The 25,054-nt window shown below is 60.3% G+C and carries 19 protein-coding genes; 7 read left to right on the top strand and 12 right to left on the bottom strand.

Going from position 1 to position 25,054, the window contains the following annotated elements; translation table 11 throughout:
• The first annotated feature begins 174 nt into the window (after positions 1-174).
• Both RBB75_RS16635 and RBB75_RS16630 read left to right on the top strand, forming a co-directional pair.
• Positions 175-3,039: a S53 family peptidase gene (locus tag RBB75_RS16635; RefSeq protein WP_179637798.1), complete on the top strand. Its 2,865-nt coding sequence runs from the start codon at positions 175-177 to the stop codon at positions 3,037-3,039.
• A gap of 108 nt (positions 3,040-3,147) precedes the next feature.
• A complete protein-coding gene (locus RBB75_RS16630) occupies positions 3,148-3,564 on the top strand; it encodes a nuclear transport factor 2 family protein (protein WP_353068715.1) in 417 nt (138 codons plus the stop codon).
• A 199-nt stretch (positions 3,565-3,763) separates the two neighbouring features.
• Here RBB75_RS16630 and alaC read toward each other — a convergent pair whose 3' ends face one another.
• The 4 genes from alaC to RBB75_RS16610 all read right to left on the bottom strand — a co-directional run bounded on the left by alaC (position 3,764) and on the right by RBB75_RS16610 (position 6,390).
• Positions 3,764-4,945 (bottom strand): alanine transaminase, encoded by a 1,182-nt coding sequence (gene alaC / locus RBB75_RS16625; protein WP_179637796.1) that lies wholly within the window; start codon positions 4,943-4,945, stop codon positions 3,764-3,766.
• A gap of 129 nt (positions 4,946-5,074) precedes the next feature.
• Complete coding sequence (locus tag RBB75_RS16620; RefSeq protein ID WP_257030902.1) at positions 5,075-5,566, bottom strand: protein-disulfide reductase DsbD N-terminal domain-containing protein; 492 nt, start codon at positions 5,564-5,566, stop codon at positions 5,075-5,077.
• A complete protein-coding gene (locus RBB75_RS16615) occupies positions 5,566-6,216 on the bottom strand; it encodes a TlpA family protein disulfide reductase (RefSeq protein ID WP_353068714.1) in 651 nt (216 codons plus the stop codon). Before RBB75_RS16615 ends, RBB75_RS16620 begins: the two co-directional genes overlap by 1 nt.
• Positions 6,217-6,261: 45 nt before the next feature.
• Positions 6,262-6,390, bottom strand: a complete 129-nt coding sequence (locus tag RBB75_RS16610) for a hypothetical protein (protein ID WP_257030901.1) — start codon at positions 6,388-6,390, stop codon at positions 6,262-6,264.
• A gap of 12 nt (positions 6,391-6,402) precedes the next feature.
• Between RBB75_RS16610 and RBB75_RS16605 the strand changes: the two genes are divergently transcribed.
• Positions 6,403-7,404 carry a KpsF/GutQ family sugar-phosphate isomerase gene (locus RBB75_RS16605; protein ID WP_179637794.1) on the top strand — a complete coding sequence of 334 codons (1,002 nt, stop codon included), beginning with the start codon at positions 6,403-6,405 and terminating at the stop codon, positions 7,402-7,404.
• A 16-nt stretch (positions 7,405-7,420) separates the two neighbouring features.
• Here the strand turns inward: RBB75_RS16605 and RBB75_RS16600 are convergent, their stop codons facing one another.
• Complete coding sequence (locus RBB75_RS16600; RefSeq protein ID WP_353068713.1) at positions 7,421-8,086, bottom strand: Crp/Fnr family transcriptional regulator; 666 nt, start codon at positions 8,084-8,086, stop codon at positions 7,421-7,423.
• Between the two features lie 382 nt (positions 8,087-8,468).
• On the opposite strand from RBB75_RS16600, the gene RBB75_RS16595 reads away from it, so the two are divergent.
• From RBB75_RS16595 to RBB75_RS16585, 3 genes are read left to right on the top strand one after another with little or no spacing between them, the layout of a single operon-like run.
• The gene (locus RBB75_RS16595) at positions 8,469-10,268 is read left to right on the top strand and encodes a proline--tRNA ligase (RefSeq protein ID WP_179638847.1); all 1,800 of its coding nucleotides are present in this window, start codon (positions 8,469-8,471) and stop codon (positions 10,266-10,268) included.
• An 11-nt stretch (positions 10,269-10,279) separates the two neighbouring features.
• Positions 10,280-12,889, top strand: coding sequence for a transglycosylase domain-containing protein (locus RBB75_RS16590; RefSeq protein WP_353068712.1), 2,610 nt, complete (start codon positions 10,280-10,282; stop codon positions 12,887-12,889).
• A 19-nt stretch (positions 12,890-12,908) separates the two neighbouring features.
• The gene (locus tag RBB75_RS16585) at positions 12,909-13,340 is read left to right on the top strand and encodes a hypothetical protein (RefSeq protein ID WP_179637791.1); all 432 of its coding nucleotides are present in this window, start codon (positions 12,909-12,911) and stop codon (positions 13,338-13,340) included.
• On the opposite strand, the gene RBB75_RS16580 is transcribed toward RBB75_RS16585, so the two are convergent.
• The 7 genes from RBB75_RS16580 to RBB75_RS16550 all read right to left on the bottom strand — a co-directional run bounded on the left by RBB75_RS16580 (position 13,337) and on the right by RBB75_RS16550 (position 24,523).
• Entirely contained in the window at positions 13,337-14,365 is a 1,029-nt protein-coding gene (locus tag RBB75_RS16580) for a DNA-formamidopyrimidine glycosylase family protein (protein ID WP_257030900.1), read from the bottom strand. The two genes, RBB75_RS16585 and RBB75_RS16580, sit on opposite strands and share 4 nt — an antisense overlap.
• A complete protein-coding gene (locus tag RBB75_RS16575; protein ID WP_353068711.1) occupies positions 14,358-19,259 on the bottom strand; it encodes an Lhr family helicase in 4,902 nt (1,633 codons plus the stop codon). Before RBB75_RS16575 ends, RBB75_RS16580 begins: the two co-directional genes overlap by 8 nt.
• 96 nt (positions 19,260-19,355) lie before the next feature.
• Entirely contained in the window at positions 19,356-20,183 is an 828-nt protein-coding gene (locus RBB75_RS16570; protein ID WP_353068710.1) for a CheR family methyltransferase, read from the bottom strand.
• Entirely contained in the window at positions 20,170-21,399 is a 1,230-nt protein-coding gene (locus RBB75_RS16565; protein WP_353068709.1) for a protein-glutamate methylesterase/protein-glutamine glutaminase, read from the bottom strand. The genes RBB75_RS16570 and RBB75_RS16565 overlap by 14 nt, the downstream gene beginning before the upstream one ends.
• Positions 21,400-21,436: 37 nt before the next feature.
• Complete coding sequence (locus RBB75_RS16560; RefSeq protein WP_179584514.1) at positions 21,437-21,808, bottom strand: response regulator; 372 nt, start codon at positions 21,806-21,808, stop codon at positions 21,437-21,439.
• A complete protein-coding gene (locus RBB75_RS16555) occupies positions 21,789-22,322 on the bottom strand; it encodes a chemotaxis protein CheW (RefSeq protein WP_353068708.1) in 534 nt (177 codons plus the stop codon). Before RBB75_RS16555 ends, RBB75_RS16560 begins: the two co-directional genes overlap by 20 nt.
• Entirely contained in the window at positions 22,319-24,523 is a 2,205-nt protein-coding gene (locus RBB75_RS16550) for a chemotaxis protein CheA (protein WP_353068707.1), read from the bottom strand. Before RBB75_RS16550 ends, RBB75_RS16555 begins: the two co-directional genes overlap by 4 nt.
• Before the next feature lie 46 nt (positions 24,524-24,569).
• Between RBB75_RS16550 and cdd the strand changes: the two genes are divergently transcribed.
• Positions 24,570-25,043: a cytidine deaminase gene (cdd, locus tag RBB75_RS16545; protein WP_434557140.1), complete on the top strand. Its 474-nt coding sequence runs from the start codon at positions 24,570-24,572 to the stop codon at positions 25,041-25,043.
• Positions 25,044-25,054 lie beyond the last annotated feature (11 nt).

The following is a 25,054-nucleotide window of genomic DNA, read 5'->3' as shown; positions in this document are numbered from 1 at the left end:
TAGTCCCAAACCAACTCTCGAAGCCTTCGCCGCCGACCATCTCACGATCGAGCCACGTTACCGCCGAACTCTTTCCCCAAAGAAATTTATAGAGTTCCCGCAACCTCCTCTGCTAGTCTCTTGTCTGGTCTCACCCCAACGCGTTCAGGCCCAAGAAAAGAGTGTCAGCTCCATATGAAGCACCTTCGTCGAGTACTCCTGCCACTCCTTACCGTGGCCCTGCTGGTTTCCTCTCTGCCCTCGTTCTCCCAAACCCCAGCCTCCCAAACCTCTTTCGCGCAAACGCCGGAACCCCGAATCAAAGGCGCCATCACCGGCTCATCCCGCGCAGTCCTTGCAAACTCACGCACCCCAAGAGTGCGCGACGCTGAGGACCGCGGCGCCGTCGCCTCCAACACCCCCATCCCAGGCATCACTCTGGTCTTCAAACGCTCGCCCACGCAGGAAGCCAACCTGCAAGAGCTTCTCGCCGCCCAGCAGAACACGGCCTCACCGCTCTACCACCAGTGGCTCACCCCGGAGACCTTCGCCACCCGCTTCGGCGTCGCAGCGGAGGACATTGCAGCCACTCAAAGCTGGCTCACCTCACGCGGCTTTCACATCGACAGCGTATCCCGCAGCCGCGACCGCATCACCTTCTCCGGCACCGCCGCGCAAGTCCAGGCAGCCTTCAGCACCGAGCTCCACCACTACCGCACCACTGAAGGCGAGCAACACTTCGCCCCCGCCGCCGATCTCACCCTCCCCGCCGAACTCGTCCCCGTCACCGCAGCCGTACTCCACCTCTCCGACTTCCGCCCCAAACCAAACGTAAAAATCCGCCCCCATCCGGACTACACCGCCGCCCCAACTCAGATTCACTATCTCGGCCCGCAGGACATCACGGTGATGTACGACCTAAACCCTCTCTACCAAATATCCTCCGGTACAGGTCAGGGGTTAGCTGTCGTTGGCCAGTCCTATGTGAATCTCTCCGAAGGAGTCAGCTATTTTCGGGGCAACCTCGCCCCGGGAACGGTCAACATCAGTACGGTTCTGGTTCCAAACTCCGGTGTCGAAGCCACCTCACCCGGCGATGAAGGGGAATCGGAGATCGATCTCGAGTACTCCTCCGGCATAGCAACAAATGCGAACATATTTCTTGTCTATGTCGGTAGCAACCAGAACTTCGACGTCTTCGATGCGCTTTCCTTCGCCATCACAGAAAACATCGCTCCAGTGGTAAGCATCAGCTACGGCATCTGTGAACAGCTTCTAAGCGCAAGTGAACTCAGTCAGAACAATGCGTTGTTCGAAGAGGCGGCATCGCAGGGCCAGACTCTGGTGGCTTCCTCAGGAGATAGCGGCTCGACTGCTTGTGCCTCGTTTCCCTCTTCGGAGGCCACCACGGCACAGCAGCAAGCTCTGGCAGTCAGCTTTCCGGCAAGCAGCCCCTACGTCACAGCAGTGGGCGGCACTCAAATGGCGCCCGGCACCTTTACTTCTGGGGCGAACTCCTATTGGGATGGCGCCACCAGCTCTGATGTCATCAGTTCGTTGCTGTCCTACGTTCCAGAGGTGGCTTGGAACGAAGACTCCGCCTCGAATGGCATTGCTGCAGGCGGAGGAGGCGCCAGCACAGTGTTTCCCCGGCCCACATGGCAGAGCGCCTTTCCTGGCATCCCCGCAGGCTCCTTCCGTCTCCTCCCCGACATTGCGCTTCAGTCCTCCATCGATAATCCGGGCTTTCTCTTTTGCACCACTGACCCCTCCCTCGCCGATCTGCAGGGTCTGACTAACAGTTGCGCTAACGGACTTCTAGGGAGCAACAACAAATACACTGTCGCCGGAGGAACCAGCTTTGCCGCTCCCATCTTCGCAGGCTACATCGCCCTTCTGAACGGAGCCAAAAACGCCACCGGGCAAGGCAACGTCAACACCATGCTGTACACCCTGGCCAGCACACCAACCACATATGCGACCGCTTTTCACGACATCACCTCCGGCACCAACGCATGCCTGCCCGTGGCCGCTGTCTGTTCCACACCTGGCCAGTCGAACTACGCTGCCGCCACAGGTTATGACCAGGCGACAGGCCTTGGCAGCATCGATTTCAATGCGTTGACGAAGGTCTGGCCCGCCAGCAGCGCAGCCAATCTCCTCCCCACAGTCGTGAACCTCACCGTATCGCCGACAGCAGCTGCCGTGGCCGAACCCGTATCGATCCAGATAGGCATCGGCCCCCTGTACGCACAGACCGCAATCAACGTGCCCACCGGCAGCGTCTCAGTGTCGGTCGATGGCGTCGTGGCTCAGGCCTCTTTGGCTCTCTCAGCCAATTCAACCGCCACTTACAGCCTTATCGCACCGTCAACTCCTGGCTATCACCTGATAGTCGTCACCTACTCAGGCGACGCGACCCACTCCACCTCCACCTCCACCTATTCCTTGCTGGCAGGAAGCGTAACCGCCACCGGCAGCTTCAGCGTGTCAGCCGCCAATCTCACCGTTGCAAACGGCAGCCAGGGAAGCATCCCAATCAGCGCAACGCCCGCTGCGGGCTACAGTGGCCGGGTCGCCTGGTCTCTCGCTGCCTCCACGACGAATGGCACAGCGGAAGTGTGTTACACCATCCGTCCATCAACCACCAGCAACCTGAACGCGGCAACGCTCACCATCTTCGTAGGTTCGGCATGCAACTCCCCATCCCCCGCAGTGCGCTCGAACCTTCGCCCCATCCACCCTGGCGTTGCCGCGAAGCGGGAAGCTCCATACCCCTGGCGCAAGACGCAGATCGCGCTCTACGCCGGGCTGATACTCTGCGGCTTTCTCGCACGACACCGGCGTAAGATCCCCCTGTCGCTGCTTCTAGCTCTGGCATCTCTCACCTGCATCGCCACCACCCTCACCGGCTGCGGCGGAGGCAGCGGCGGAAACAACCCCGGCACGCCACCTGCAGTATCGTCCAACGCAACCACCTACACCCTCACCCTCACAGGAAAAGACTCCGTCAACACGTCCATCACCGCCTCCACCACCTTCACCCTCACGGTGAACTAAAGCAGTTCCACAGTTGGTGAGACCCTTTCGCTTTTTTGTTTGTCATTCCCGAAAGGAATCTGCGTTTGTTGTTACTGGCGCTATCACCCATCTCAGCAAACCGCAGAAATGGCCTACATGCAAATCGCCGACCACCTGAAGTCCCTCGAAGAACGGCTCCTCGACCCAAACATCCGCCGCGACTCGAACGCCGTCGCCTCCCAACTGACCGACGACTTCGTCGAGTTCGGCAGCTCAGGCCGAGTCTTCGACAAAGCCACCATCCTCGAAGACCTGAAAGCCGAACCTCCCCACCCAGCCTCCCTCCTCTCCGACTTCAAAACCCGGGAACTAGCCCCCAACGTCGTCCTCGCCACCTACAAAGCCACCCGCCGCAATGCCGCCGGAGAACTCATCGGCCAATCCTGGCGCAGCTCCATCTGGACCCTCATCAACGGCCAATGGCAGATTACCTTCCACCAAGGAACTCCAATTCCAGCCGCACCCATCCCCACCACCCCAAATCCACCTGCACCCCAAAAATAAATCTCAAAACCGTGGCGTATTTTTCGGGCCCCAAAAACTACGCGGCGAAACACCACGCTCTCACCACCAGCCACCACATTCTTAACCACAAAAAACCACCACCAAACACCACGTTTTTTCCAAACACCCCTCAAAAACACCAGCAAAACAACAAAAAAACGGCTCTCACGAGGGTCATATTTTTTCCTAAATTAAACCATCAACCCGCCTTGAACATCTGCTTGATCCCCCGCAGCGCCTGCCGCGTCCGCTCCTCATTTTCAATCAGCGAAAACCGCACATGCCCATCCCCATGCTCGCCAAAACCCACCCCAGGGCTCACCGCGACCTTCGCCTCCAGCAGCAGCTTCTTCGAAAACTCAATAGATCCAAGCCCTTTGTACTGCTCCGGAATCTTAGCCCAAGCAAACATGGTCGCCTTCGGCAACTCCACCGGCCATCCCAGCTTATTCAGCCCCGGCACTAGAACATCCCGCCGTTCCCTGTAAATATCGCGAATCTCCGCTACACACTCCTGCGGCCCATCCAGCGCACAGATCGCCGCCACCTGAATCGGCGTAAACGTCCCATAGTCGAAGTAGCTCTTGATGCGCCCCAAGGCCGCGACCAGCTTGGAGTTTCCCACCATGAAGCCTACTCGCCACCCAGGCATATTGTAACTTTTTGAGAGCGTAAAGAACTCAACCGCAATCTCCTTAGCCCCAGGCACTTCTAAAATACTTGGCGCACGATATCCATCAAACACAATGTCCGCATAGGCCAGATCGTGAATGATATAAATCCCCAACTCCCTGCACAGCGCCACGATCCGCTCAAAGAACGAAAGCTCCACACATTGCGCCGTAGGGTTCGAGGGAAAGTTCAGAATCAGCAGCTTCGGCCGCGGCTCCATGCGTGGCAGATCATGCTCCAACTCCTCCAGCAGCGCCTCCGCAGTACCGCCCCGCATAGGAATGCTCTGCACCTTCGAGCCCGCAATCACCGGCCCAAAGATATGAATAGGATAGCTGGGATTCGGCACAGCGACGGTATCTTCGTCATCCAGCACCGCCAGGCAAAGGTGCGCGATCCCCTCCTTCGAGCCGATCGTAACGATCGCTTCGGTCTCCGGATCCAGATCCACATCGTAGCGCCGCTTGTACCAGTTACAAATCGCCCGACGCAGTCGAGGAACGCCACGCGACAACGAGTACCGGTGCGTAGCCGTCCGTTGCGCCGCTTCAATCAGCTTGTCTACAATATGTTTCGGCGTCGCGCCATCGGGATTCCCCATCCCGAAATCAATAATGTCCTCACCACGCTTGCGCGCCGCAGCCTTCAGCTCACTTGTGATGTTGAAGACATACGCCGGCAGCCGTGTCAGCCTTCGAAATTCTTCCATTCCCGTCCGCCCGCTCCTGTCTGTCCTGTTCTTCCATGATGCCACCACTACATCAGAAAAACCTCCAGACGTATCGAGCCTACCAACAGAAGTTTTCCCGATCGCTCCACAACGAGCTACTACCACTGGTTACTTCGCCGTGAAGATCACCTGAACCGGCAGACTCTTCGGCGGATAGCACGCCGCATGATCGCACGCCTGGTACCGCAACGTTGCATCCACCGTATGCGTCCCCGCCTCCGCCACCACCGGCAACTTCACAGTAAACGCACCCGTATATACATCCAGCTTCTCCGTCGGGTCGAAGCTAAAGCTGTACGAAGTACCAACCGGGTACTCAACCGCCTCAGTCTTCACTCCAGCCGCCGGCTGCAGTTCAATCCTGGTCGGAATCAACAGCTCCGACTTCGGCGTATGCGAATTTACGTGATAGCCATCCAGCACGCGAAAGTGCAGCTCCAGCACGCTGCGCTTCCCTGCCGCAACACTCTGCGGCTCCGCCCCATACACAACATACGACTTCGGCTTTACAACAGGAGCATCAAGATTCCCGACCTGCTGCGCCGTCAACACAACCGGCAACCCAATCAGCAATCCCGCGAAGGACCTCATCAATCCCATCACTGTCCACCCGCCGCCGTCGCTTCCGAAGCAACGATCTTCTTGATGTGCGCCTCGATCTCATCCTTGCTGCCAAGTCCAGCCGTCTCTTCGACGATCACGCCATTTTTATCGACATAAAACGACATCGGCAGGTAGTCCATCCCATCCGGTCCGCCATAAGCCTTCTGAATCTTCCCATCGGTCAGCAAAATGGGATAGGTCACGCCAGTCTTCTGTGCCACCTTAGCGATCGCGTCTTTACCAGCATCAACATCGTCAGCAAGTCCGAGGATCTCAAAGCCCTGCGCCGCATACTGTTTGCGAAACTCTTCAAACCACGGCATCTCCACCTTGCAGGGCCCACACCAAGTCGCCCAGAAGTTCACCAGCACCGGCCGGCCCTTATAATCGCTCAGCGAAACCTTCTTGCCATCCAAAGTCGCAAGCGTAAACGCAGGTGCAACCTTGCCGCGCATCTGCATCGCCTCCGCTTCAGGAGACTGCGAATCCTGCGCCGCCGATCCCGCCTTCTCCGGCACAAGAACCACGTGGTTTTCCTGAGCCTGTTGCATCGCAAGCCTTCGCTCGCGCAGATTGTGCCACCCTGCCCACAACAGCAGCGCAATCCCAACCACCATCACACCAAAGACCAATCCGCTCCGCTTCACGTGAAAAATCCTTTCGGCATAAACCTTCGCGCCACACTAGCCCTTTTAGTTTAGACGCAAAGCCCCCATAAACGATGCAACGACAGCATCCTCCAGAAGTTGCTGCTCCCCCGGCAAGACCGTGCTGAAGCCCACACCGCCGCGCCCCGCGCATCGCTCTGCTAGCATCGACATGGTTCAGCCATTATGTCCAGCAAAGCCACCACCGCATCCGACACACCGCGTCCCTCCGAGTTCGTCCGCATCGAGGCAGCCGCTCTCAACGAGCTCGCCCTCCGCCTCGACACCACGATGCTCGCCCCGTTCACCCAGGCCATCGATCGTCTCCTTCAAGCCGCTACGAATCAGAGCCGCGTCACCCTCAGCGGCATTGGCAAGAGCGGCATCATCGCCCGCAAGATCGCCGCCACTTTTCGCTCCACAGGCACGCCGGCGCACTTCCTCCACGCTGCCGAAGCGATTCACGGCGACCTCGGCATGCTCGCGCCCGGCGACATCGTGATAGCCCTCTCCTATAGCGGCGAAACCGAAGAGTTGCTCCGCCTCCTCCCCACCCTCAAACGCCTCAACGCCACACTGATCGCCATCAGCGGCTGCGCCAGCTCTACCCTCGCCCAAGCCAGTAACATCTTTCTCGACTCCCGCGTCTCCACCGAAGCCTGCACCCTCAACCTCGCACCCACCGCCTCCACCACCGTTATGCTCGCTCTTGGCGACGCCCTCGCCCTCGAAGTAAGCCGCCTCCGTAAGTGGACACCGGAAGACTTCGCCGACCTCCACCCCGGCGGCCGCCTCGGCAGACGCCTTGCCCGCGTCCGCGAGCTGATGCACACCGGCGATGCGCTCCCTCAGGTCGGCGAAGCTACACCCATGCCGCAGGTCATCTACGAGATGTCGCGAAAGAAACTCGGCATGACCACCGTGCTCAAAGATGGCCACCTTGCCGGCATGATCTCCGACGGCGACCTCCGCAGGCTCCTCGAGCGCGACGGCTCCCACGCCCTCGAACACACCGCAGCCGAGATCATGAACTCACAGCCTCACACCATCGCAGAGAACACCCTGGCCTCCTCAGCCCTGGCCATCATGGAGGAAAAGAAGATCACCTCACTCATCGTCGTAGCTTCAGGCGGCCGGGTAGAAGGTGTCGTCCACCTCCACGACCTGTGGACCTTGCAACTCACCTGATCCCGAAGCCGCTTTCCTAATCGACATAGCTCAACTCTTCAGCCGATGTCTTGCTGATAATTCGATTGTAGGAAGAAGTAACGATGCTGTAGCACTCGCAAGCTTTTTTGATCAGCGCCGGGCGATCCAGAATGTTGATCTTTCCCCGGCTGTAGCCAATAACTCCGGCCCGCTGCAGATCTCCTGCCGCCACCGTCACCGTCGACCGCTGCACCCCCAGCATCCGCGCCAGAAACTCCTGGGTCAGGTTCAAAGACTCCGACTCCATCCGGTCAGCGGATGTCAGCAGCCATCGCGCCAGCCTCGCATCCACCTCATGCATCCGGTTGCACAACACTGACTGAGCAGTCTGCACAAGCTGCAGGTAGGCAAACGAATGGACCAGCCGTCGTAACATTCCACCCTTCAAAAACTGATCGCGCACGATAGAAGAACGGATTCGCAGCCCCTCGCCTTGTCCCTGCATCAACACCGAATGCGACATCTGCGGTTGATCCAACAGCGCCGGCAAACCGGAGAACCCCTCACGCCCGATCACTCCAACCTCCACCGATTCGCCCTTCTCCGTTATCGCATCCGTCGAGATCAAGCCACTATTCAAAAAATAAATAAACTCGATAGCCTCATTAGGCTCCGAGAGACGCGTCTCCAGAGGCAGCTCGATAGGCACAAGAAATCTCACCAACGCCTCATACTCGGCATCCGGCAATTGGGCCAATATGAGATTTCTTGGTCGCGGAAGTATCTCAGGCATCGTGTGGTTCTTTCGCACCTCTAGCGTCCTTTGCACGAGAGTCACCCTCTCTAGCCGCAAAGACGAGTTGCCCACGAATTGCAGGGCGGGTAGATGCGATTACTTGGACTGTACGCTTTATCAACTTCGAAAGTCTGTCACATGAACGACATAGCGGTCACAATCCAGACCTAACCCCATTCCATGCCCCATCAACCCAAACAAACCTCGTCCAGAAATAAATCTCAAACAACCCGGTTAGAATGAAGGCTCATCCTAAAACGCCCACCCGAGCCTCGGCGCGATGGGCCGGAAAGCGCCTTTTTTGACAATGCATCGCTGGTCGCAACTCTTCATCCCCACCCTCCGCGAAGCACCCGCAGACGCCGAAGTCGCCAGCCACAAACTCCTCCTACGCGCAGGCTACATCCGCCAGCTAGGCGCTGGCATCTACAGCTACCTCTTCCTCGGAAACCGCTCCGTCAATAAGATCGTCGCCATCGTGCGCGAGGAGATGGACCGCATCGGCCAGGAGTTCTTTCTCCCCGCTCTTAACCCGAAAGAGTTATGGGAGTCCAGCGGCCGCTGGTCCGGCATGGGCGAAAACATGTTCCGCCTCAAAGACCGCAAGGGTGCCGAGCTCTGCCTTGCCATGACCCACGAAGAGGTCATGACCTCCATCGCTCGCAACGAGCTCCGCAGCTACAAGCAGCTCCCCCAGATCTGGTACCAGATCCAGACTAAATTCCGCGATGAACCCCGCCCCAAATCCGGGCTTCTTCGCGTCCGCCAGTTCCTTATGAAGGACGCCTACTCCTTCGACATTGATGAGGCCGGCCTCGACGTCTCCTACAACAAGCACGACGTAGCCTACCGCCGCATCTTTACCCGCTGCGGTCTGCAGTTCGTCGCCGTCGACGCAGACTCCGGGGCCATGGGCGGCTCTGCCTCGCAGGAGTTCATGGTTTATACCGACGCCGGCGAAGACCTCATCGCCAGCAGCCCATCCGGCTACGCCGCCAATATCGAAAAAGCCACCTCGCAGCTGGCCCCCGTCGAAAGCCTCGCCCCCACTGGCGACGGACTCCCCGAGCTCGTCCACACCCCCGGCCAGCGCACCATCGACGAGGTCGGCGCCTTCCTCAACCTCGCGCCAGTCCACCAGATCAAAACCATGGCCTATATGGTCGAACTACCCGAAGCCGACCACGCCAAACTCGGCAAACTCCGCCCTGTCGTAGTCTTCCTCCGCGGCGACCACTCCCTCAACGAAGCCAAGCTCCTCGCCATCGCCGGCGGCGAGCTCAGGCCCATGGTCGCCGAAGAGATCGAAGCCACCTTCAGGGCCCCCGCAGGCTACCTCGGCCCCATCGGCCTCGAAGCCGCGCCACATCCCAAAAAACCCGGCACCCTTATCATCCTCGATAAGGCGCTCGAAGGCCGCACCAACCTCGTCGCCGGAGCCAACAAGGAGGAGTATCACCTCCGCAACGTCACCCCCACTCGCGACTTCAAGCCCACCCTCGTCGCCGACGTCCGCAACATCGTCGAAGGCGAGCTCGACCCCATCGGCGGCCAGCCCATGCGCCTCGGCAAAGCCGTCGAAGTCGGCCACATCTTCAAACTAGGCGATAAGTACACCAAAAGCATGGGAGCCTCCGTCCTCAACCGTGACGGCAAAGAGGTCACTCCGATCATGGGCTGCTACGGCATCGGCATCGAACGCATCCTCACCGCCGCGATTGAAAACTCAGCCGCAGCCAACCAGGGCACGGCCTACGCCCTTCACCCTGCCATCGCCCCCTTCCAGGTCGTCGTCACCATCACCAATATCGGCGACGAGGCCCTTCTCGCTGCGGGAGAAAAGATCGCGGCAGACCTCGAAGCCGCAGGCGTAGACGTTCTCCTCGACGACCGCGACGAACGCGCAGGAGTCAAGTTCAAAGACGCCGATCTCGTCGGTATCCCGTATCGAATCAATATCGGTCGCGGAGTCGCCGAGGGCAAGGTAGAATTTGTCGACCGCCTGCGAAGCGTCACCGAAGACGTCGCCCTCAACGAAGTCACCACGAAGGTATCCGGCCAGATAACCTCCACGCTGAACAACTCGCTCTCCCCAGCTGGCCTCTAACCGTCCAACGAATGAGCCTCTTGCCAGTCAAACTCAAATACGGCAGCAACGTCCGAAACAAACTGAAAGCCTCCGGTCTGGAGTCGCACATTCTGCGTGTGGCTCTCATCGCTCTGCTCGCCATCCTGGTCGTCGGCTGCAGTGTCTTCGCCTACTTCTATTACCACTACCAGCGCGTCGTCGACGACCGCATCGCCTCCGGCCCCATCTTCGCCAGCGTCTCGCAGATCTACGCCGCGCCACGCGAGGTTCGTGCCGGACAGAAGCTCTCCGCCGCCGCCATCGCCGCAGACCTGCGCCAGGCAGGCTACAACGCCAACTCCCAGCTTGGCACCTACCAGCTCAACGCAGACAACATCTTCATCAAACCCGGCCCCGAAAGCTACCACAACACCGACGGCGCCACCATCAACACCAGTGGCGGCATCGTGCAAAGCATCACCGCTGAAAACGGTGTCACCCTCAGCGCCTACGAGCTCGAGCCCCAGCTCATCACCGCCCTCTCCGAAGACAAGAACCGCACCAAGCGCCGCCTCGTCTCTTACGACGAGATCCCTCCCCGCATGGTCCAGGCCGTCACCGCCATTGAGGACCGCGACTTCTTCAATCACGGCGGCATCAACTACCTCCGCATCGCCAAGTGCGCCTTCTCCGACCTCGTCACCCATCACCGCACCTGCGGCGGCTCTACGCTAACCCAGCAGCTTGCAAAAAACCTCTTCCTGTCGCCCGAGAAGCGCATCAAGCGCAAGATGATCGAGATCCTCATCACCTTCCAGCTCGAAGCCCGCTTCAATAAAAAGCAGATCTTCGAGATGTACGCTAACGAGATCAACCTCGGCCAGCGAGGCAGCTACGCCATCAACGGATTCGGCGAGGCCGCCCAGACCTTCTTCGGCAAAAATCTCCAGCAGCTCGACCTTGCGGAGTGCGCTCTCCTCGCCGGCACCATCCAGTCGCCCACTCGCCTCAATCCCTACCGTCATCCCGAGCGCGCCATGGCGCGGCGCAACGTTGTCCTGGACTCCATGGTAGAAACCGGTTCCATCACCGCCAGCCAGGCACAAGCTGCAAAGGCCGACCCCTTACGCCTCGCACCACCCAACATTGACGCCAGCGAAGCCCCGTACTTCGTCGACCTCGTCCACGACCAGCTCGTCAAACACATCGGCGACCAGGACATCGCTCACCAGAGCCTCCGAATCTACACCTCGCTCGACCCCGAACTTCAGCGCGCCGCCTCCGAGGCCATCGAGATCGGAATGAAGAACGTCGACGAGCTTGTCCGCAAACGGCATAAGACTTCCAAAGACGAGGATTCCGGTCCCATCACCTATCCCCAGGTCTCGCTCGTAGCGATCAACCCGCACACAGGGCAGATCCTTGCCCTCGTCGGCGGTCGCAACTACGGCGCCTCCCAGCTCAATCACGCCGTCTCCCAGCGCCCAACCGGGTCCATCTTCAAACCCTTCGTCTACGCCGCGGCCTACAACAGCTCCCTCAACGGTCTCTCGCTCAGCAGCGGCGAAGAAGGAGCAGGAAGCGGAGTCTTCACCGCGCTCACCCAACTCAACGACGAAGAGACCACCTTCACCTACGACAACGGCCGCCAGACCTACACGCCAAAGAATAAGATCAGCGGTTATAAAGGCGACGTGACCGCAGCCTACGCCCTCGCTCACTCACTCAACGCGGCTACAGTTCAGCTGGGCCAGATGGTAGGTTTCGACAATGTCGCCGCACTCGCCCGGTCTGCCGGAATTACCAACGCGCGCGGCACTCCGTCGGTAGCCATCGGCACCTACAACGCCACACCTATCGACATGGCCGGGGCCTACACGGTCTTCGCTAACAACGGCGTCCACCTCACCCCCTGGATGCTCGCCTCCGTCCGCAACGCGAATGGAGACGTCGTCTCCGACTTCTCACCCGAAGCCAAGCAGGTCATGGACCCTCGCGCCGCCTACCTCACTCAATCTCTCCTCGAAGGAGTGATGAACTACGGCACCGCCGCCGCCGTCCGAGGCCACGGCTTCACCGCCCCCGCCGCTGGCAAGACCGGCACCAGCCACGACGCGTGGTTCGCAGGCTATACCTCCAACCTGATCTGCATCATCTGGGTCGGCAACGACGACTACACCGACATCAAGCTGGAGGGCGCGCACGCCGCCGAACCCATCTGGACCGAGTTCATGAAGCGCGCCATCCTCCTGCCTCAGTACTCTGACGTCAAAGCCTTCATCCCGCCCGTAGGCATCACGACAGCTCGCATCGACAAGACATCCAACCTCCTCGCCGACCCCAGCTGCCCTGGCAACATCCTCTATGCTGCCTTCCTCGACGGCACCGCACCGGTCAACACCTGCAGTCAGATGAGCGAGAGTCCGCAGAACTTCATCCAGAAGATGCTGGGCCTGGGCGGCAAATCCACTCCTGACACCACGATGCCACCCAGCCCCGCGCCCATCGTCCGCGTCAACCCGAACACACCACCCGACGGCAACGCCCCCGACACCACCCAGCAGCCAGCCCAGCCCAAGAAGAAAAACTTCCTTCAGAAGATCTTCGGCGGCGGCAAAGACAAAGACAAACAGCAACAGCAGCCCACTCCACCACAATAGAGGTCAGTTTGAGTTGGGAATGCGACACGTCAAAACAGAAGATAAGGCATGGGCAGCGTCACAGATAAGAAAGATTAGTCAGCGCAACCGCCCTCGCTGGATTGTCTTGGGATTACTCTTTGCCGGTGGAGCTATCTATATTGATTTTTTTCTAGAGGCGGGGAAACGTGCAGCTGGACAAGAAATTCTCTGGTCCATCTGCACGCTTGGCTCCTTATTAATTGCGATCCGGAAGTTTCTAAACTATCCGCGGCTCCTGCTCCCAATCGTACTCACTCTGATCGCTCATGGGCTCATCATTGTGTTAGCAGGGCGCCTTTTACCTCTAGACAATTCGCTGACCCTGCTCTTCTTCTGGCTGCCGGAACTCTTACTACTCTTTTTAGTCTTAGCCGTCTTTGCCAGACTTCTAGATCCGAACGGCGCACGACCTGATCCGGAGGAACTTTAACATCCGATCTTCCCGCGTCGCACCGCGACTGCCCGCCCCACCGGAGCAGCCGTCTCCCCCATCCCAACCCAGGGCTGGCACTCCGGACACCAATACGTAGACCGAGCCTGCACCCCCTGCTTCCGCATCATCACCGCCGCCCCACACCGCCGGCACTCCTGCCCCTGCCGTCCATACACCCAAAGTCTCTCCTCGCGATTCGACGAATGCGTCGTCCGCCGATTCCCCGAGTAAGTCACAATACCATCCCCCGCCCCGTCCACCACATTCGCTTTCATATACCTCTGCGATACCTCCACCATCACCTCCATCTCTCGCTGCGTAATCGTCCTCATTGCGCGAAACGGATTCACCCCCGCCGCAAACGCCACCTCGCTCTTGTAAACATTCCCAAGCCCAGCCAGCACGCGCTGATTCAGCAGCACCACAGCAATCTCCGCCTCAGGATTTTCTACCGCATAAGCACCCAGCCGAGCCATCCCACCCTCCACGGTAAACTCATCCGACAAAATATCCGGCCCCAGCTTCGGCACCTGGCTACTCCGCTCCAGCGACCGCGCCGTATGGAACTCCGCAACGGGAATGTTGAACCCAACAGCCTCCCACCCCACATCAACCGGGTGCCCCATCCTTTGCGGCTTCATCGCAAAGGGTGGGGTATCGTTTGCGGAAACAAACGACCGCTCTTCCTCCATCTCAGATTGCATCGAAGAAGAAGATTCAGGCCCCACCCGAATCACCACCCGCATCCTATCCCTTCCCATCCACCACTTTTCTCCGGTGCGATACAGATGCCAGCTTCCGCTCATCAACATATGCGTCACAAGAATCAAATCACCCGAGAAAAAAATCAGGCACCACTTCCCGCGTGACTCTACCTTCTCGACGGTCCTGCCTATCAGTGGAGCATCATCGTTCACTCGAGCCAGCTTGGCCAACCCAGTGTCGAACCCAGTCACCACCTTGCCCCCAATCGCCCTCTGCAGCGCTCGAGCAGCGCGATAAATCGTATCCCCTTCAGGCATTCGCTCTCACCTCACCGCGAGCGCCCGGCAGCGGCGGCAATCCCCTGCGCACATTGAACCCCATAGCCCCCGCCGCAAATCCCGCATCGAGCAAAAACTTTGCCATCCAATGCTCCGCCACTGCCACTCCATTGACACTCGCAATCAACATCCCACCCCTGCCCTGTGCATCCTCCTGGGCCTGCACCCGCGACACCAGAAACTCCGCCAAACTCCGCGCAACCTGCGATCTCTGCGGCTCTTCCTCCGGCAGAAACACCTGCAAATTAGGATTCCCCCGCCGCAGATAAGTCACAAGCGCCCCATCGCAAAGAATCACACGAGCCCCAACGCTCCGCGTCAAGGAAGACCCCTCCTCCGGTGCGGCAGGCCACCGCATCAAGGCTCCATAGGGATTCGCCGGATCAGTCGCCGCCAGCTGCAGCATCTCCGTCTTGTCCGCCTGGTTCGCAGACCGCAACGACCGCAGCAGGTCCACCGCAGCCGGCAGCGCAAACTGCGTCGCCCCCAGATCCGCCGCAAAGTACCCTCGCCGAATCTTTCCGCTCTCCTCCAGCGCCTTCATCACGTCGTAGATCGCCGAAAACCCACCCGGCAGATTCTCCGCATGCGCTGTCTCACGAAACACCACCCCATACCGCGTCAGCAACTGTTGCGCAATCGCATGACTCCACTCAGTCGCCGATCTCTCCATCGCAAACGCCGCCGCATTCAACCCCCACCGCCCCTGCGCCGTCGGCGGAGTCGTCCTCCTCGACCGAAATCCAATCTGTTGATGCACCCTCCGAGCCGGCTTCCCAGATCTACCAGCCCCACTCGCCGCCGACCTCTCGCAGTAAGCACGCAGCGCGGCGAAGCCATCATTAGTAAGCATCCCTCGCCACACCAAACTCCAAAGCGCCTCCAACGTCTCCCCCGGATACCCGCCCCCGACCCCATCATGCAGATCCTGAAAGAACGAAGCCCCATGCCCTTTCAAATACTCCACAATCTCCGTCTCTTTACTCACTGCAATCGCCGCAGCAGGAATCACCTTCCCATCCTGATCCCGCATCACTCGCTCCGCCGGCAGCGTCGGGGCAATAGGCCAAAGAGCAGACAGCTTCTCCGCCAGATAAAGCCCAATCCGCCCATCTCTCTCCCCAATCGGATCGAACCCCACCCAAATTACCTCACCCGCCGCAATCAAAGTATCCAAATCCGAGCTCTTATATCCCACAAGCCGCGCGGGCAGAATCTCCGTCTCAAGAATCGAAGCCGGCAGCGGCGCCCCCTGCAAATTCTCGATCACATCCAGCAGCGCATCCAGCCCCCGCCGAGGCTGCACCACACCCTGCCACCGCGTAAACAGCCGCGCCAGCGTCCTCTGCTCCACCGGCTCGACCTCCTTCCGCAACCTCGCCAGCGACCTGCGCCGAATCGAACGCAGCACCTCGTTGTCGCACCACTCCCGATGAATTCCCCCCGGTCTAAACCCACCCTCTACCACCTTCCCACTCTGAATCAGCCGCTGCAGCACCGCCTCCACGCTCTCCACCGGCAGATCAAATCGCCCAGCAGCCTCAGGCGTCGTAAAGGGGCCATGCGTCCGCGCAAACCTCCTCATCAGATCCAGCAGCGCATCCGGCATCTCCTCAAGAAACGCGCCCGGCAGCCCCGGCGGCAGTGGCACTCCCAGTGCATCCCGATACCGCGCCGCATCTTCCACCGCAATCACCCGCTTCTCTCCTGCGACCTGCACCTCCAGCGCCCGCCGAGCCCGCATCAGCTTCCCGACTGATTCTGCAACCTCATCCGTTACACATCGACGTAGCAGCTCCTCCCGCGTCAGATCCCCAAGCCGCAGCAGCAGATCATGCACCCCGTCCATATTCCGCGCACGATAACTTTCAGCCAAACACTGTAGTTGCTCCTCGGTCTCCTCAATCGCATTGATATCGAGCAGCTCCCGAAGATCCGCATCGCCCATCAGCTCCCGTAGCTGATCCTGATCGATCGAAAGCGCCTGCGCCCGCCTCTCTGCCAGCGGTGCATCTCCGTCATAGATATAGTTCGCCACATAACTGAACAGCAGCGCCGAAGCAAACGGCGAAGGCGTCCGCGAGTCCACCGTATGCACCCGCAGACTTCTGTTCTGCACCGCACGCAGCGTCTCCATCAGCGCTGGCATATCGAACACATCCCGCAGGCACTCCCGGTAAGCCTCAAGCACAATCGGAAACGAAGCATACCGGCTCGCAACACTCAACAAGTCATACGCCCTCTTCCTCTGCTGCCACAGCGGCGTCCGTCCATCCGCCCTCCTCCTAGGCAGCAACAAAGCCCGCGCCGCGCTCTCGCGAAACTTCGCCGCAAACAGTGCCGTCGACCCCAGCTGCCGCAGCACCAGCTCCGCAGCCTCCTCAGCCTCCAGCAGAATCGGTTCAATCGCAGGAGCCTCCTCGGTCTCAGGAAAGCGCAGCACAAAGCCATCCTCCGACCACATCGTCTCCACCTCCTGCCCGTTCCCCGCGCGAAGCTTCGCCGTTACCGCCATCGCCCACGGCGCATGTACCCGGCTGCCAAACGGAGTCAGCACACAAACCCGCCAATCCCCCAGCTCATCCCTCACCCGCTCCACCACAATGTTCTGATCATCCGGAACATTGACCGTAGCCAACTCCTGATCCGCCAGATACCGCAGCACATTCTCCGCCGCCCCTGGCTCCAGATCATGCTCCGCCGTCAGCCGTGCCATCGCCACGCTGCGCGGAGCATCGCGCAACTCCCTCACCAGCGCCCCAATTCTTCGCCCAAACTCCAGCGGCCGTCCCGCCTGATCTCCATGCCAGAACGGCATCTTCCCCGCCTCACCCGGAGCCGGTGTCACCAGCACCCGGTCATGCGTGATCTCATCGATCCGCCAAGTCGAAGCCCCAAGGATAAACGTATCTCCCGTCCGGCTCTCGAAGACCATCTCCTCGTCCAGCTCCCCCACCCGCACAGGCTTCGAGCGTTGCCCCGCCAGAAACACCCCATACGTCCCGCGATCAGGAATCGTCCCCCCGTTCAGAATCGCAATCCGTTTCACCCCGGCACGCGGTGTAATCCAGTTCCTCGTCCTGTCCCAGGTAATCCGCGGCCGCAACTCGGCAAACTCATCCGACGGATACCGCCCCGCCAGCATATCCAGCACTCCATCGAAGACACTCTGGCTCAACCCCGCAAACGGAGCCGCACTCCGAACCAACCCGAACAGCGCCGCATAACTAATTCCTGGACTCTCCTCTTCTTCCGTCTTATGCTTCGATCGCCGCTCCGCATCGGCAACGTTCAGTGGAGGATGAGCAATCACCGCCACCATCTGCTGCGCCAGCACATCCAGCGGGTTCCGCAGAAACCGCGTCGACTCCACGTGCCCCTCATGCATCGCCCGCGTCACCGCCGCACACGCAATCAGATCCGCTCGATACTTCGGAAAGATAATCCCATTGGACGGAGCGCCCACCTGGTGCCCCGCTCTTCCAATCCGCTGCATCCCACTAGCCACAGAGGGCGGAGCCTCAATCTGAATCACCAGGTCGATCGCCCCCATATCGATCCCCAATTCAAGCGACGAAGTCGCCACCAGCGCCTTGATCTTTCCCGCCTTCAGCAGCTCCTCGATCTCCGTCCTCTGCGTTGACGCAAGCGAACCATGATGCGCCCGCGCAATCTGCTCTCCCGCAAGCTCATTCAACGCCCCAGCCAGCCGCTCCGCCACCCTTCGAGCATTCACGAAGATCAGCGTAGACGTCCGCCCTTGAATAATCTCCAGCAGTCTCGGATGAATCGACTGCCAGATCGAAGTTCTCTTCGGCCCCTGCGAAGCCGGCCCACTGGGCTGCTCCTGAATCTCCCCCAGCCGGGCCATATCCTCCACCGGAACCTCAACCTTCAGCTCCAGCACCTTCCGCGCTCCGGCGTTCACCACCGTCACTGGCCGATACAGTGGAGCATCCGCGCCAACATCCGGCCTCACCCCATCGTCACTGGCCGTACTCATCAACACACGACTCACATCAAGCGCCGGCTCAACCACGCTCAACTCACCAGCCGCTTCGCTGATCCGCTGACTCGCTGACTCGCTGACCTGCTGTCCCGCTGACTCGCCGACTCGCTGAGCCGCTGCCTCCGCCCCACCAAGAAATCGCGCCACCTCCTCCAGCGGCCGTTGCGTAGCCGACAAACCAATCCGCTGCAGCCTCCTCCCCGTCAACGCCTCCAGCCGCTCCAGCGACAACGCCATATGTGCCCCGCGTTTGCTCGGCACCAGTGCATGAATCTCATCCACAATCACCGTCTCCACCGACCGCAGCGCCTCCCCCGCCTCCGAGGTCAGCATCAGGTACAGACTCTCCGGCGTAGTAATCAGAATGTCGCCAGGGTGCCTCCGAAACCGCGCGCGCTCCTTCTGCGGTGTGTCCCCCGTGCGCACGCTGATCTCCGGCATCCGCACCATGACGCCCTCACGCTTCGCCATGTTGGCAATCCCTACAAGAGGAGACCTGAGATTGCGCTCCACATCCGCCGCCAGCGCCTTCAGCGGCGAAAGATACACCACCCTGCACCCGCTCGCAGCCTCGGGAGCCGTCCGCATCATCAATCTGTCGAGACACCACAGAAACGCCGTCAGCGTCTTGCCCGTGCCCGTCGGCGCAAGGATCAGCGTCGACTCACCACGAGCGATCGCCGGCCAGCCCTCCACTTGTGGAGCCGTCGGCGCTTCAAACACAGCCCGAAACCACTTCGCAGTAATCGGATGAAACAGCCCAAGCGCGGTCTCACCCGCGAGCTTCTCAGGCAGCAGTGGCTCCGTCTTCTCCGGTACTATCTTCTTGTCAGGCTTCGAAGGCTTAGAAGTCTTTGGCGGCATAGTCAAAGTGTGCGCTCTTTGCAGCATAACTGCCGCACACTATATTGGATGCGCGCCCAAGCTCTCAGGTCCAGCCGCGACCTGTCCTCAATCCCCTCAACTCTCACTCACCGGACTGTAGAAGTAGCAGTCCGCCCCAAACTCCACCTCAAAAAGATTCGTAGAATCCTCCGCCTGCTCCGCATTCCCCAGCACCAAATACCCGGCAGGAGACAGCTTCCGGTGAATCTCCCTGAAGAGCGTCCTTCGGTCCTGCTGAGAAAAATAAAGCAGCACATTTCTCAACAACACCAAATCGAATGTCGGCAGCAAAGGCAACGGAGTACATAGATTGGCATAATGAAACTCGCACATCGACCGAATCTGCGGGCTGACCTCCCACTCCTCGCCGTGTCGGGTCATATACTTCAACAGCATCCGCGCCGGCAGTCCGCGATTGACCTCCAGCCGCCGATACCGCCCCTTCTGCGCATAATCGACCACGTGCCGCGAGATGTCGGTGCCGATGATCTTCACATCCCAGCTCGCAATCTCCGGAAAGTGCTCCGCAATCATCATCGCCAAACTGTAAGCCTCCTGCCCGGTCGAACTCGCCGCACTCCAGATCCGCAGCCGCTGCTGCTCCCCTCGACGTTCCAACAGTCGCGGAATCAGAATCTGCCGCAGCATCTCAAACGGCCTCATATCGCGGAAGAAACTCGTCTCATTGATCGTCATCGCCTCAGCAACCGCGCGATGCAGATGAGCCGGCCGCCCCGCCTTCAACATATTCACAAAATCCTGAAGACTATCCGCGCCCGATAACCGTGCGATCGGTGTCAGCCTCGTGTCAAACAGAGCATTGCGCGACGGATCAATCAGGTTCGCCGACTGCTCCAGTACAAGCTCACGAAGATAAGCGTAGTCCGTATCAGAGCAGGCCATCGTTGATCTCCCGTCGCGGCGCCATCGCCGAGATTGCAAGGCGTGCCGTCTCCATCTTCGTCAGTCTTCCCGCGTTGACCCTCTGATTCAGCGCACCCGCAATCTCCCCCAGCGGAAGCGTTGCGCTTGCAATTCCAGCCTCGGTCACCTTGGCTGGCATACCCCAGACTGCAGAGCTCGCCTCGTCCTGCGCCAGCACCACGCCCCCGCGTTCATGGACGGCCCGCGCTCCATCCAGCCCATCGGCGCCCATGCCCGTCATCACCAGCGCCAGCGCCGATGCGCCATACATCCGTGCCGCAGAAAAGAACAGATAGTCCACGGCAGGCCTGCAGTGATTCAAAGGCTCCCGCTGATGCAGCCGAACCCTGCTGCTCCGCCCAGCCAACCCCGCGTCCTGCCTGTCCGTCAACCCGTTGCCTGGGCCTACCTCCATGTGCGCATCCCCCGGAGCCAGCCAGATCGTGCCCGGTCGAATCATCGCGTTCTCATAGGCTTCTTTCACCCGCAGCGAACAGCATTTATCCAGCCGCTCCGCCAGCGCACCGGTAAACAGCTTCGGCATATGCTGAACGATCAACACCGGAACAGGAAAATCTGCGGGCAATCGCGGCAACAACTGCTCCAGTGCCGATGGCCCACCGGTAGACAATCCGATCACCACCAGCTCAATCGGAGCGGGCGACTTCGGCAACGTCGTACCAGCCGGAGCCCTGCCCGCGTTGCTCGAGCCATCCCGCGTGACCACGCTCTCCTGCTTCCGCTTCGCTCCTCTGGCTAGCGCAGCAATCCGCGGCAGCAGTTGCTGCGAAAGCGAAAGCATCGCTGTCGCAAAATCCCGTTGCTCCGCCGGCTTGGTCACATAGTCTGCCGCGCCACACGCCAGCGCCTCCAGCGTGGATCTCGCCCCACGCTCTGTATGAGCACTGCACATGATCACCGGCAGCCCCGGATACTCCACCTGCAGGCGACGCAAAACCTCCAGCCCGTTCAACCTCGGCATCTCAAGATCCAGCACCAGAACATCCGGCGATAGCCGCTTTACCGACTCCAGACAATCCACCCCATCGAGCGCCACTCCGCACAACACCATGCGAGGCAGTTCGCTCGATCGATCCTTCGCGTGACTCTGAAACAGCTTCCACATCACCCCGCGCATCACCGCCGAGTCGTCCGCTGCAAGAATGCGGAGCGGCCGCTCCGCCATGGATCCCATATCTGCTGTCCTCAGACTTTCTCTCTCGCCCACAACGTCAAGCTGCGATGACGCCAAGCAGAAGCATCTTCTCCCGAAGGCTCTCCGGAGTAAACGGCTTCATCAGAAACTCATCTGCGCCATTGTCCAGCGCCGTCGTGATAAACGAGTGATCGGCCTCGGTCGTCACCATCATCACCTTCATCTCTGGCCCAAGCTTAGCCTCGCGCAACTTCTTCACGCACTCCAGCCCGTTCATCACCGGCATGTTCACATCCAGCAGCATCAGGTCGAATGACTCCTCCGCCCGAAGTACAGCCAGCGCGTCGCTCCCATCCTTCGCCTCTTCACACACCACATCCATCCGGCCCAGCAGGTGCCGCAGATACTCTCTGATAAAACTTGAATCATCAACGATCAGGGCTCGCATCTATGCCTCCATTCGAACTGCTCTTGAACAATCCCACCTCCGACAGGCGCGACGGCGACAGCTTCCGCGGATCCAGCTGCACCATCAAGCCCGCGTCCATCTTGTAGGCTCCATCGAACAACCATTTGCCCCTCGCCTCCAAGGTGCAGGGATTGTCTTCTAACGCGCGGCGGCTCACCGTCACCACTCCGCCCACCGCATCCACCACCAGCCCAAACCGCTCCGCAGCCTCGTCCTCCGCCATCACCAGCACGCAGCATCTGCCGGAGTGCGCCTCCATCCCCAACAGCGCCCGAAGATTCACCGTCGTCAGCACCTCGCCGCGATAAGGGACAACGCCCGCGATAAACGCAGGCGACATCGGCACCCGCTGCAGATCCCTCTCCCCCAGCACCTCGCGTATCTTCCTTGTATCGATGCCGAACATCTCACTGCCCGCGTAAAACGAACAAAGCGAGACTGCATCACTCTCATCCTGAATCGCGTCCGCCTTCTCCCGACCGGCTATCTTCACGCAACCTCCTGCCAGGCGGCCTTCGCCTTCACACCAAACTCACGATGAACCTGCGTCAGCTTCTCCTTCACCAGGGCAAGCTCCATCCCCGTCTCATGGCTCGCCTCACCCTGATCGATCAAGGTTCCCGTCGAAACATCTAGAACCTGCCGCACCACAATTCCTCCACGCTGCGCTCCTCCCACGCTGGCATCGCCGCAGATCAGCACCGTCACCATCGTCTCTTCGCCCACCTGCCGGACAGACTCCAACTCCATCAGCACACCACCTTCATCCCTCAGCGGCAGCAGTTCGCCGCGATACTGCAGCAACGGACGCCCCCCCGCATACTCAATCTGTCCCAGCGGCACGCTCTCAATTCGCTCCACCACATCCAGCGGCAGCGCCGTTCGCTCTCTCACCCGATCCTCAAAGATCAGGAACGAGATTCCCGCATCCTCCAGCACCGCAGCCTCGCCAGCGCCGATTCCAGAGACCTCCTCTTCGATCGGCTTCACTCCAGCTCGCGCCGCAGTTGCACCGATATCCAGAATCAAAGCCAGCGTTCCATTGCCCAGCACCGTCGCGCCAGAAAACAAGCCGATCTCCCGCAGCACCGGCGACAGCGGCTTCACCACAATCTCCTCGGGAGACATCAGGTCATCGACCACCAGCCCGTACCTGCAGCCCTCCGCCTCCAGCACCGCCAGGTAGTGTCCCTTCGACTGGTCCGGATTATCCGCCTCCAACCCCAGCAACCGATCAAGCCAAACCATCGGCAACAAACGTTCTCGCAGCCGATACAACTCCGACGAACCGATCCGCTGCACCACCTGCGCAAACTCACGCTCCGGAATATCCACCAGCTCCACCAGCGTGCTCTGCGGCAGCGCAAACGCCTGTCCCCCGCTCTTCACCACCAGCGAAGGAACGATCGCCAGCGTCAGCGGCACCCGCAGGCGCAACGTAGTCCCTATTCCCCTGCGAGACTCGACCTCAACGCTCCCGCCAACCTTTTCCACGTTGGCCCGCACCACATCCATGCCGACACCGCGCCCGGAGACCGTAGTCACCGCAGCGGCCGTCGAAAATCCCGGCAGAAAAATAAGCTGCAACGCCTCCCGCTCCGACATCCCCGCAGCATCTTCCGCCGTTACCAGATTGCGTTCAATCGCCTTCTGCAGTACTCGCTCAATCGGAATCCCGGCGCCATCGTCTTCAATCTCAATCACCACCGATCCGCTCTGGTGGAACGCCTTCAGCCTCAGACAACCCTCAGCCGACTTCCCCGCCAGCACACGGTCTGCAGGCGACTCGATCCCATGATCGACGGCATTTCTCACAGCATGGGTCAGCGGATCTTTAATCGCCTCGAGCAGGCTCTTATCCAGCCCCGTCTCCTGCCCGCTAAACTCAACCCGCACCTCGCGTCCGCACGTCCTCGCAAGATCCCGCACCATCCGCGGAAACTTCCCAAACAGATTCCCCACCGGCTGCATCCGAGCCTGCATCACCGTCTCGCGCAGATCCGCCGTAACGCTATCCAGCCGCCGCGCCAGCTCAGGAAAGTTCGCCGCCTCCATCCCACTCTGCAGCATCTGGTTGCGCGTCAACACCAGCTCGCCCACCAGGTTCATCATGCGGTTCAGCACATCCACATCGATCCGCAGCGTCTTGTCCGCGCTCGCCTTCTCAGTCACGACAGTCGGCTGCAACGCAGGCGGCTGCAAGGTCGAAGATGCTCCGCTATTCGAAGCGACCGGCGCAACACCCTCACTCTTCGTCGTCTCCACCAGGGCAATCTGTGGAGCCTCGATCTCCGGCAGCTCTGCAGGCACCTGCCCATTCAACCTCGCCAGCTCAGCGATCAGCTCTCCATCCTCATCGCCCGCCCGAGTCCCCTCGCTCCCGGTCTCCTCGATCAGCACCAGAATCGCCCGCAGTCCATCCATCAGACGAAGCAATCCGCTGATCAGATCCGAGTTCACCTCCAGCCTGCCATCCCGCAGCGACCCCAGCAGATGCTCTCCAGCATGCGCCAGCTTCTCAAGCCGATCGAATCCCAGAAATCCCGTCGTCCCCTTGATCGTATGGACGGCGCGGAAGATCTCCCCCAGCAATCCAGCATCGTCAGGCCGCATCTCCAGCTCGGTCAGGCACCGCTCCATCCGGTCCAGACCCTCCTGGCTCTCCGCAATAAATTCTTTGGTTAGCTCGTCCACACAACCTATATCGGGCGTGGAACGGTAACCATGAGGCGCCCGCCACTTGCTATCGCCCTCCGCACCCGATAGCCTCACTCACATCATGTCCTCCGAACTCTCCGCCGCCTCACCCAGCGCCCTCACGCCAGCACAAATCGCCGCCCTCCAGCAGCAAGCCGCCGCCGTCGCGCACCACGCCTACGCACCCTACAGCAACTTCCGCGTCGGCGCCGCCCTCCTCCTCACCGACGGTACCATCGTAACCGGCTGCAACGTCGAAAACGCCTCCTACCGCCTCACCACCTGCGCCGAGCAGACCGCCATCACCTCCGCCGTCGCCCTCCGAGGCCCCGGCATCCGCATCCGCGCCATCGCCGTCGCCAACCTCAACGACACCGCGAGTCAGCCCTGCGGAGCCTGCCGCCAGACCATCCACGAGTTCAGCACCCCCGACACCATCGTCTTCTACCCAGCCGAAGCCGGCGCCACCGCCCAGGCCACCATCGCCGAGCTCCTACCCGCCGCCTTCGTCCTCTAAAAGCTGATCCC

This window comes from Tunturibacter empetritectus, assembly GCF_040358985.1.
GTDB lineage: Bacteria > Acidobacteriota > Terriglobia > Terriglobales > Acidobacteriaceae > Edaphobacter > Edaphobacter empetritectus.
Note: the sequence above shows the minus strand (reverse complement) of the source record. Positions and strands in the feature narration are given on the sequence as shown.

Coding starts and splice junctions, on each gene's coding strand:
- RBB75_RS16620 (WP_257030902.1), bottom strand. CDS start 5,566: ATGGGATTGATGAGGTCCTTCGCGGGATTGCTGATTGGGTTGCCGGTT.
- RBB75_RS16595 (WP_179638847.1), top strand. CDS start 8,469: ATGCATCGCTGGTCGCAACTCTTCATCCCCACCCTCCGCGAAGCACCC.
- RBB75_RS16610 (WP_257030901.1), bottom strand. CDS start 6,390: ATGTCGATGCTAGCAGAGCGATGCGCGGGGCGCGGCGGTGTGGGCTTC.
- RBB75_RS16630 (WP_353068715.1), top strand. CDS start 3,148: ATGGCCTACATGCAAATCGCCGACCACCTGAAGTCCCTCGAAGAACGG.
- RBB75_RS16570 (WP_353068710.1), bottom strand. CDS start 20,183: ATGGCCTGCTCTGATACGGACTACGCTTATCTTCGTGAGCTTGTACTG.
- RBB75_RS16575 (WP_353068711.1), bottom strand. CDS start 19,259: ATGCCGCCAAAGACTTCTAAGCCTTCGAAGCCTGACAAGAAGATAGTA.
- RBB75_RS16590 (WP_353068712.1), top strand. CDS start 10,280: ATGAGCCTCTTGCCAGTCAAACTCAAATACGGCAGCAACGTCCGAAAC.
- RBB75_RS16635 (WP_179637798.1), top strand. CDS start 175: ATGAAGCACCTTCGTCGAGTACTCCTGCCACTCCTTACCGTGGCCCTG.
- RBB75_RS16605 (WP_179637794.1), top strand. CDS start 6,403: ATGTCCAGCAAAGCCACCACCGCATCCGACACACCGCGTCCCTCCGAG.
- RBB75_RS16560 (WP_179584514.1), bottom strand. CDS start 21,808: ATGCGAGCCCTGATCGTTGATGATTCAAGTTTTATCAGAGAGTATCTG.
- RBB75_RS16580 (WP_257030900.1), bottom strand. CDS start 14,365: ATGCCTGAAGGGGATACGATTTATCGCGCTGCTCGAGCGCTGCAGAGG.
- alaC (WP_179637796.1), bottom strand. CDS start 4,945: ATGGAAGAATTTCGAAGGCTGACACGGCTGCCGGCGTATGTCTTCAAC.
- RBB75_RS16565 (WP_353068709.1), bottom strand. CDS start 21,399: ATGGGATCCATGGCGGAGCGGCCGCTCCGCATTCTTGCAGCGGACGAC.
- RBB75_RS16585 (WP_179637791.1), top strand. CDS start 12,909: ATGCGACACGTCAAAACAGAAGATAAGGCATGGGCAGCGTCACAGATA.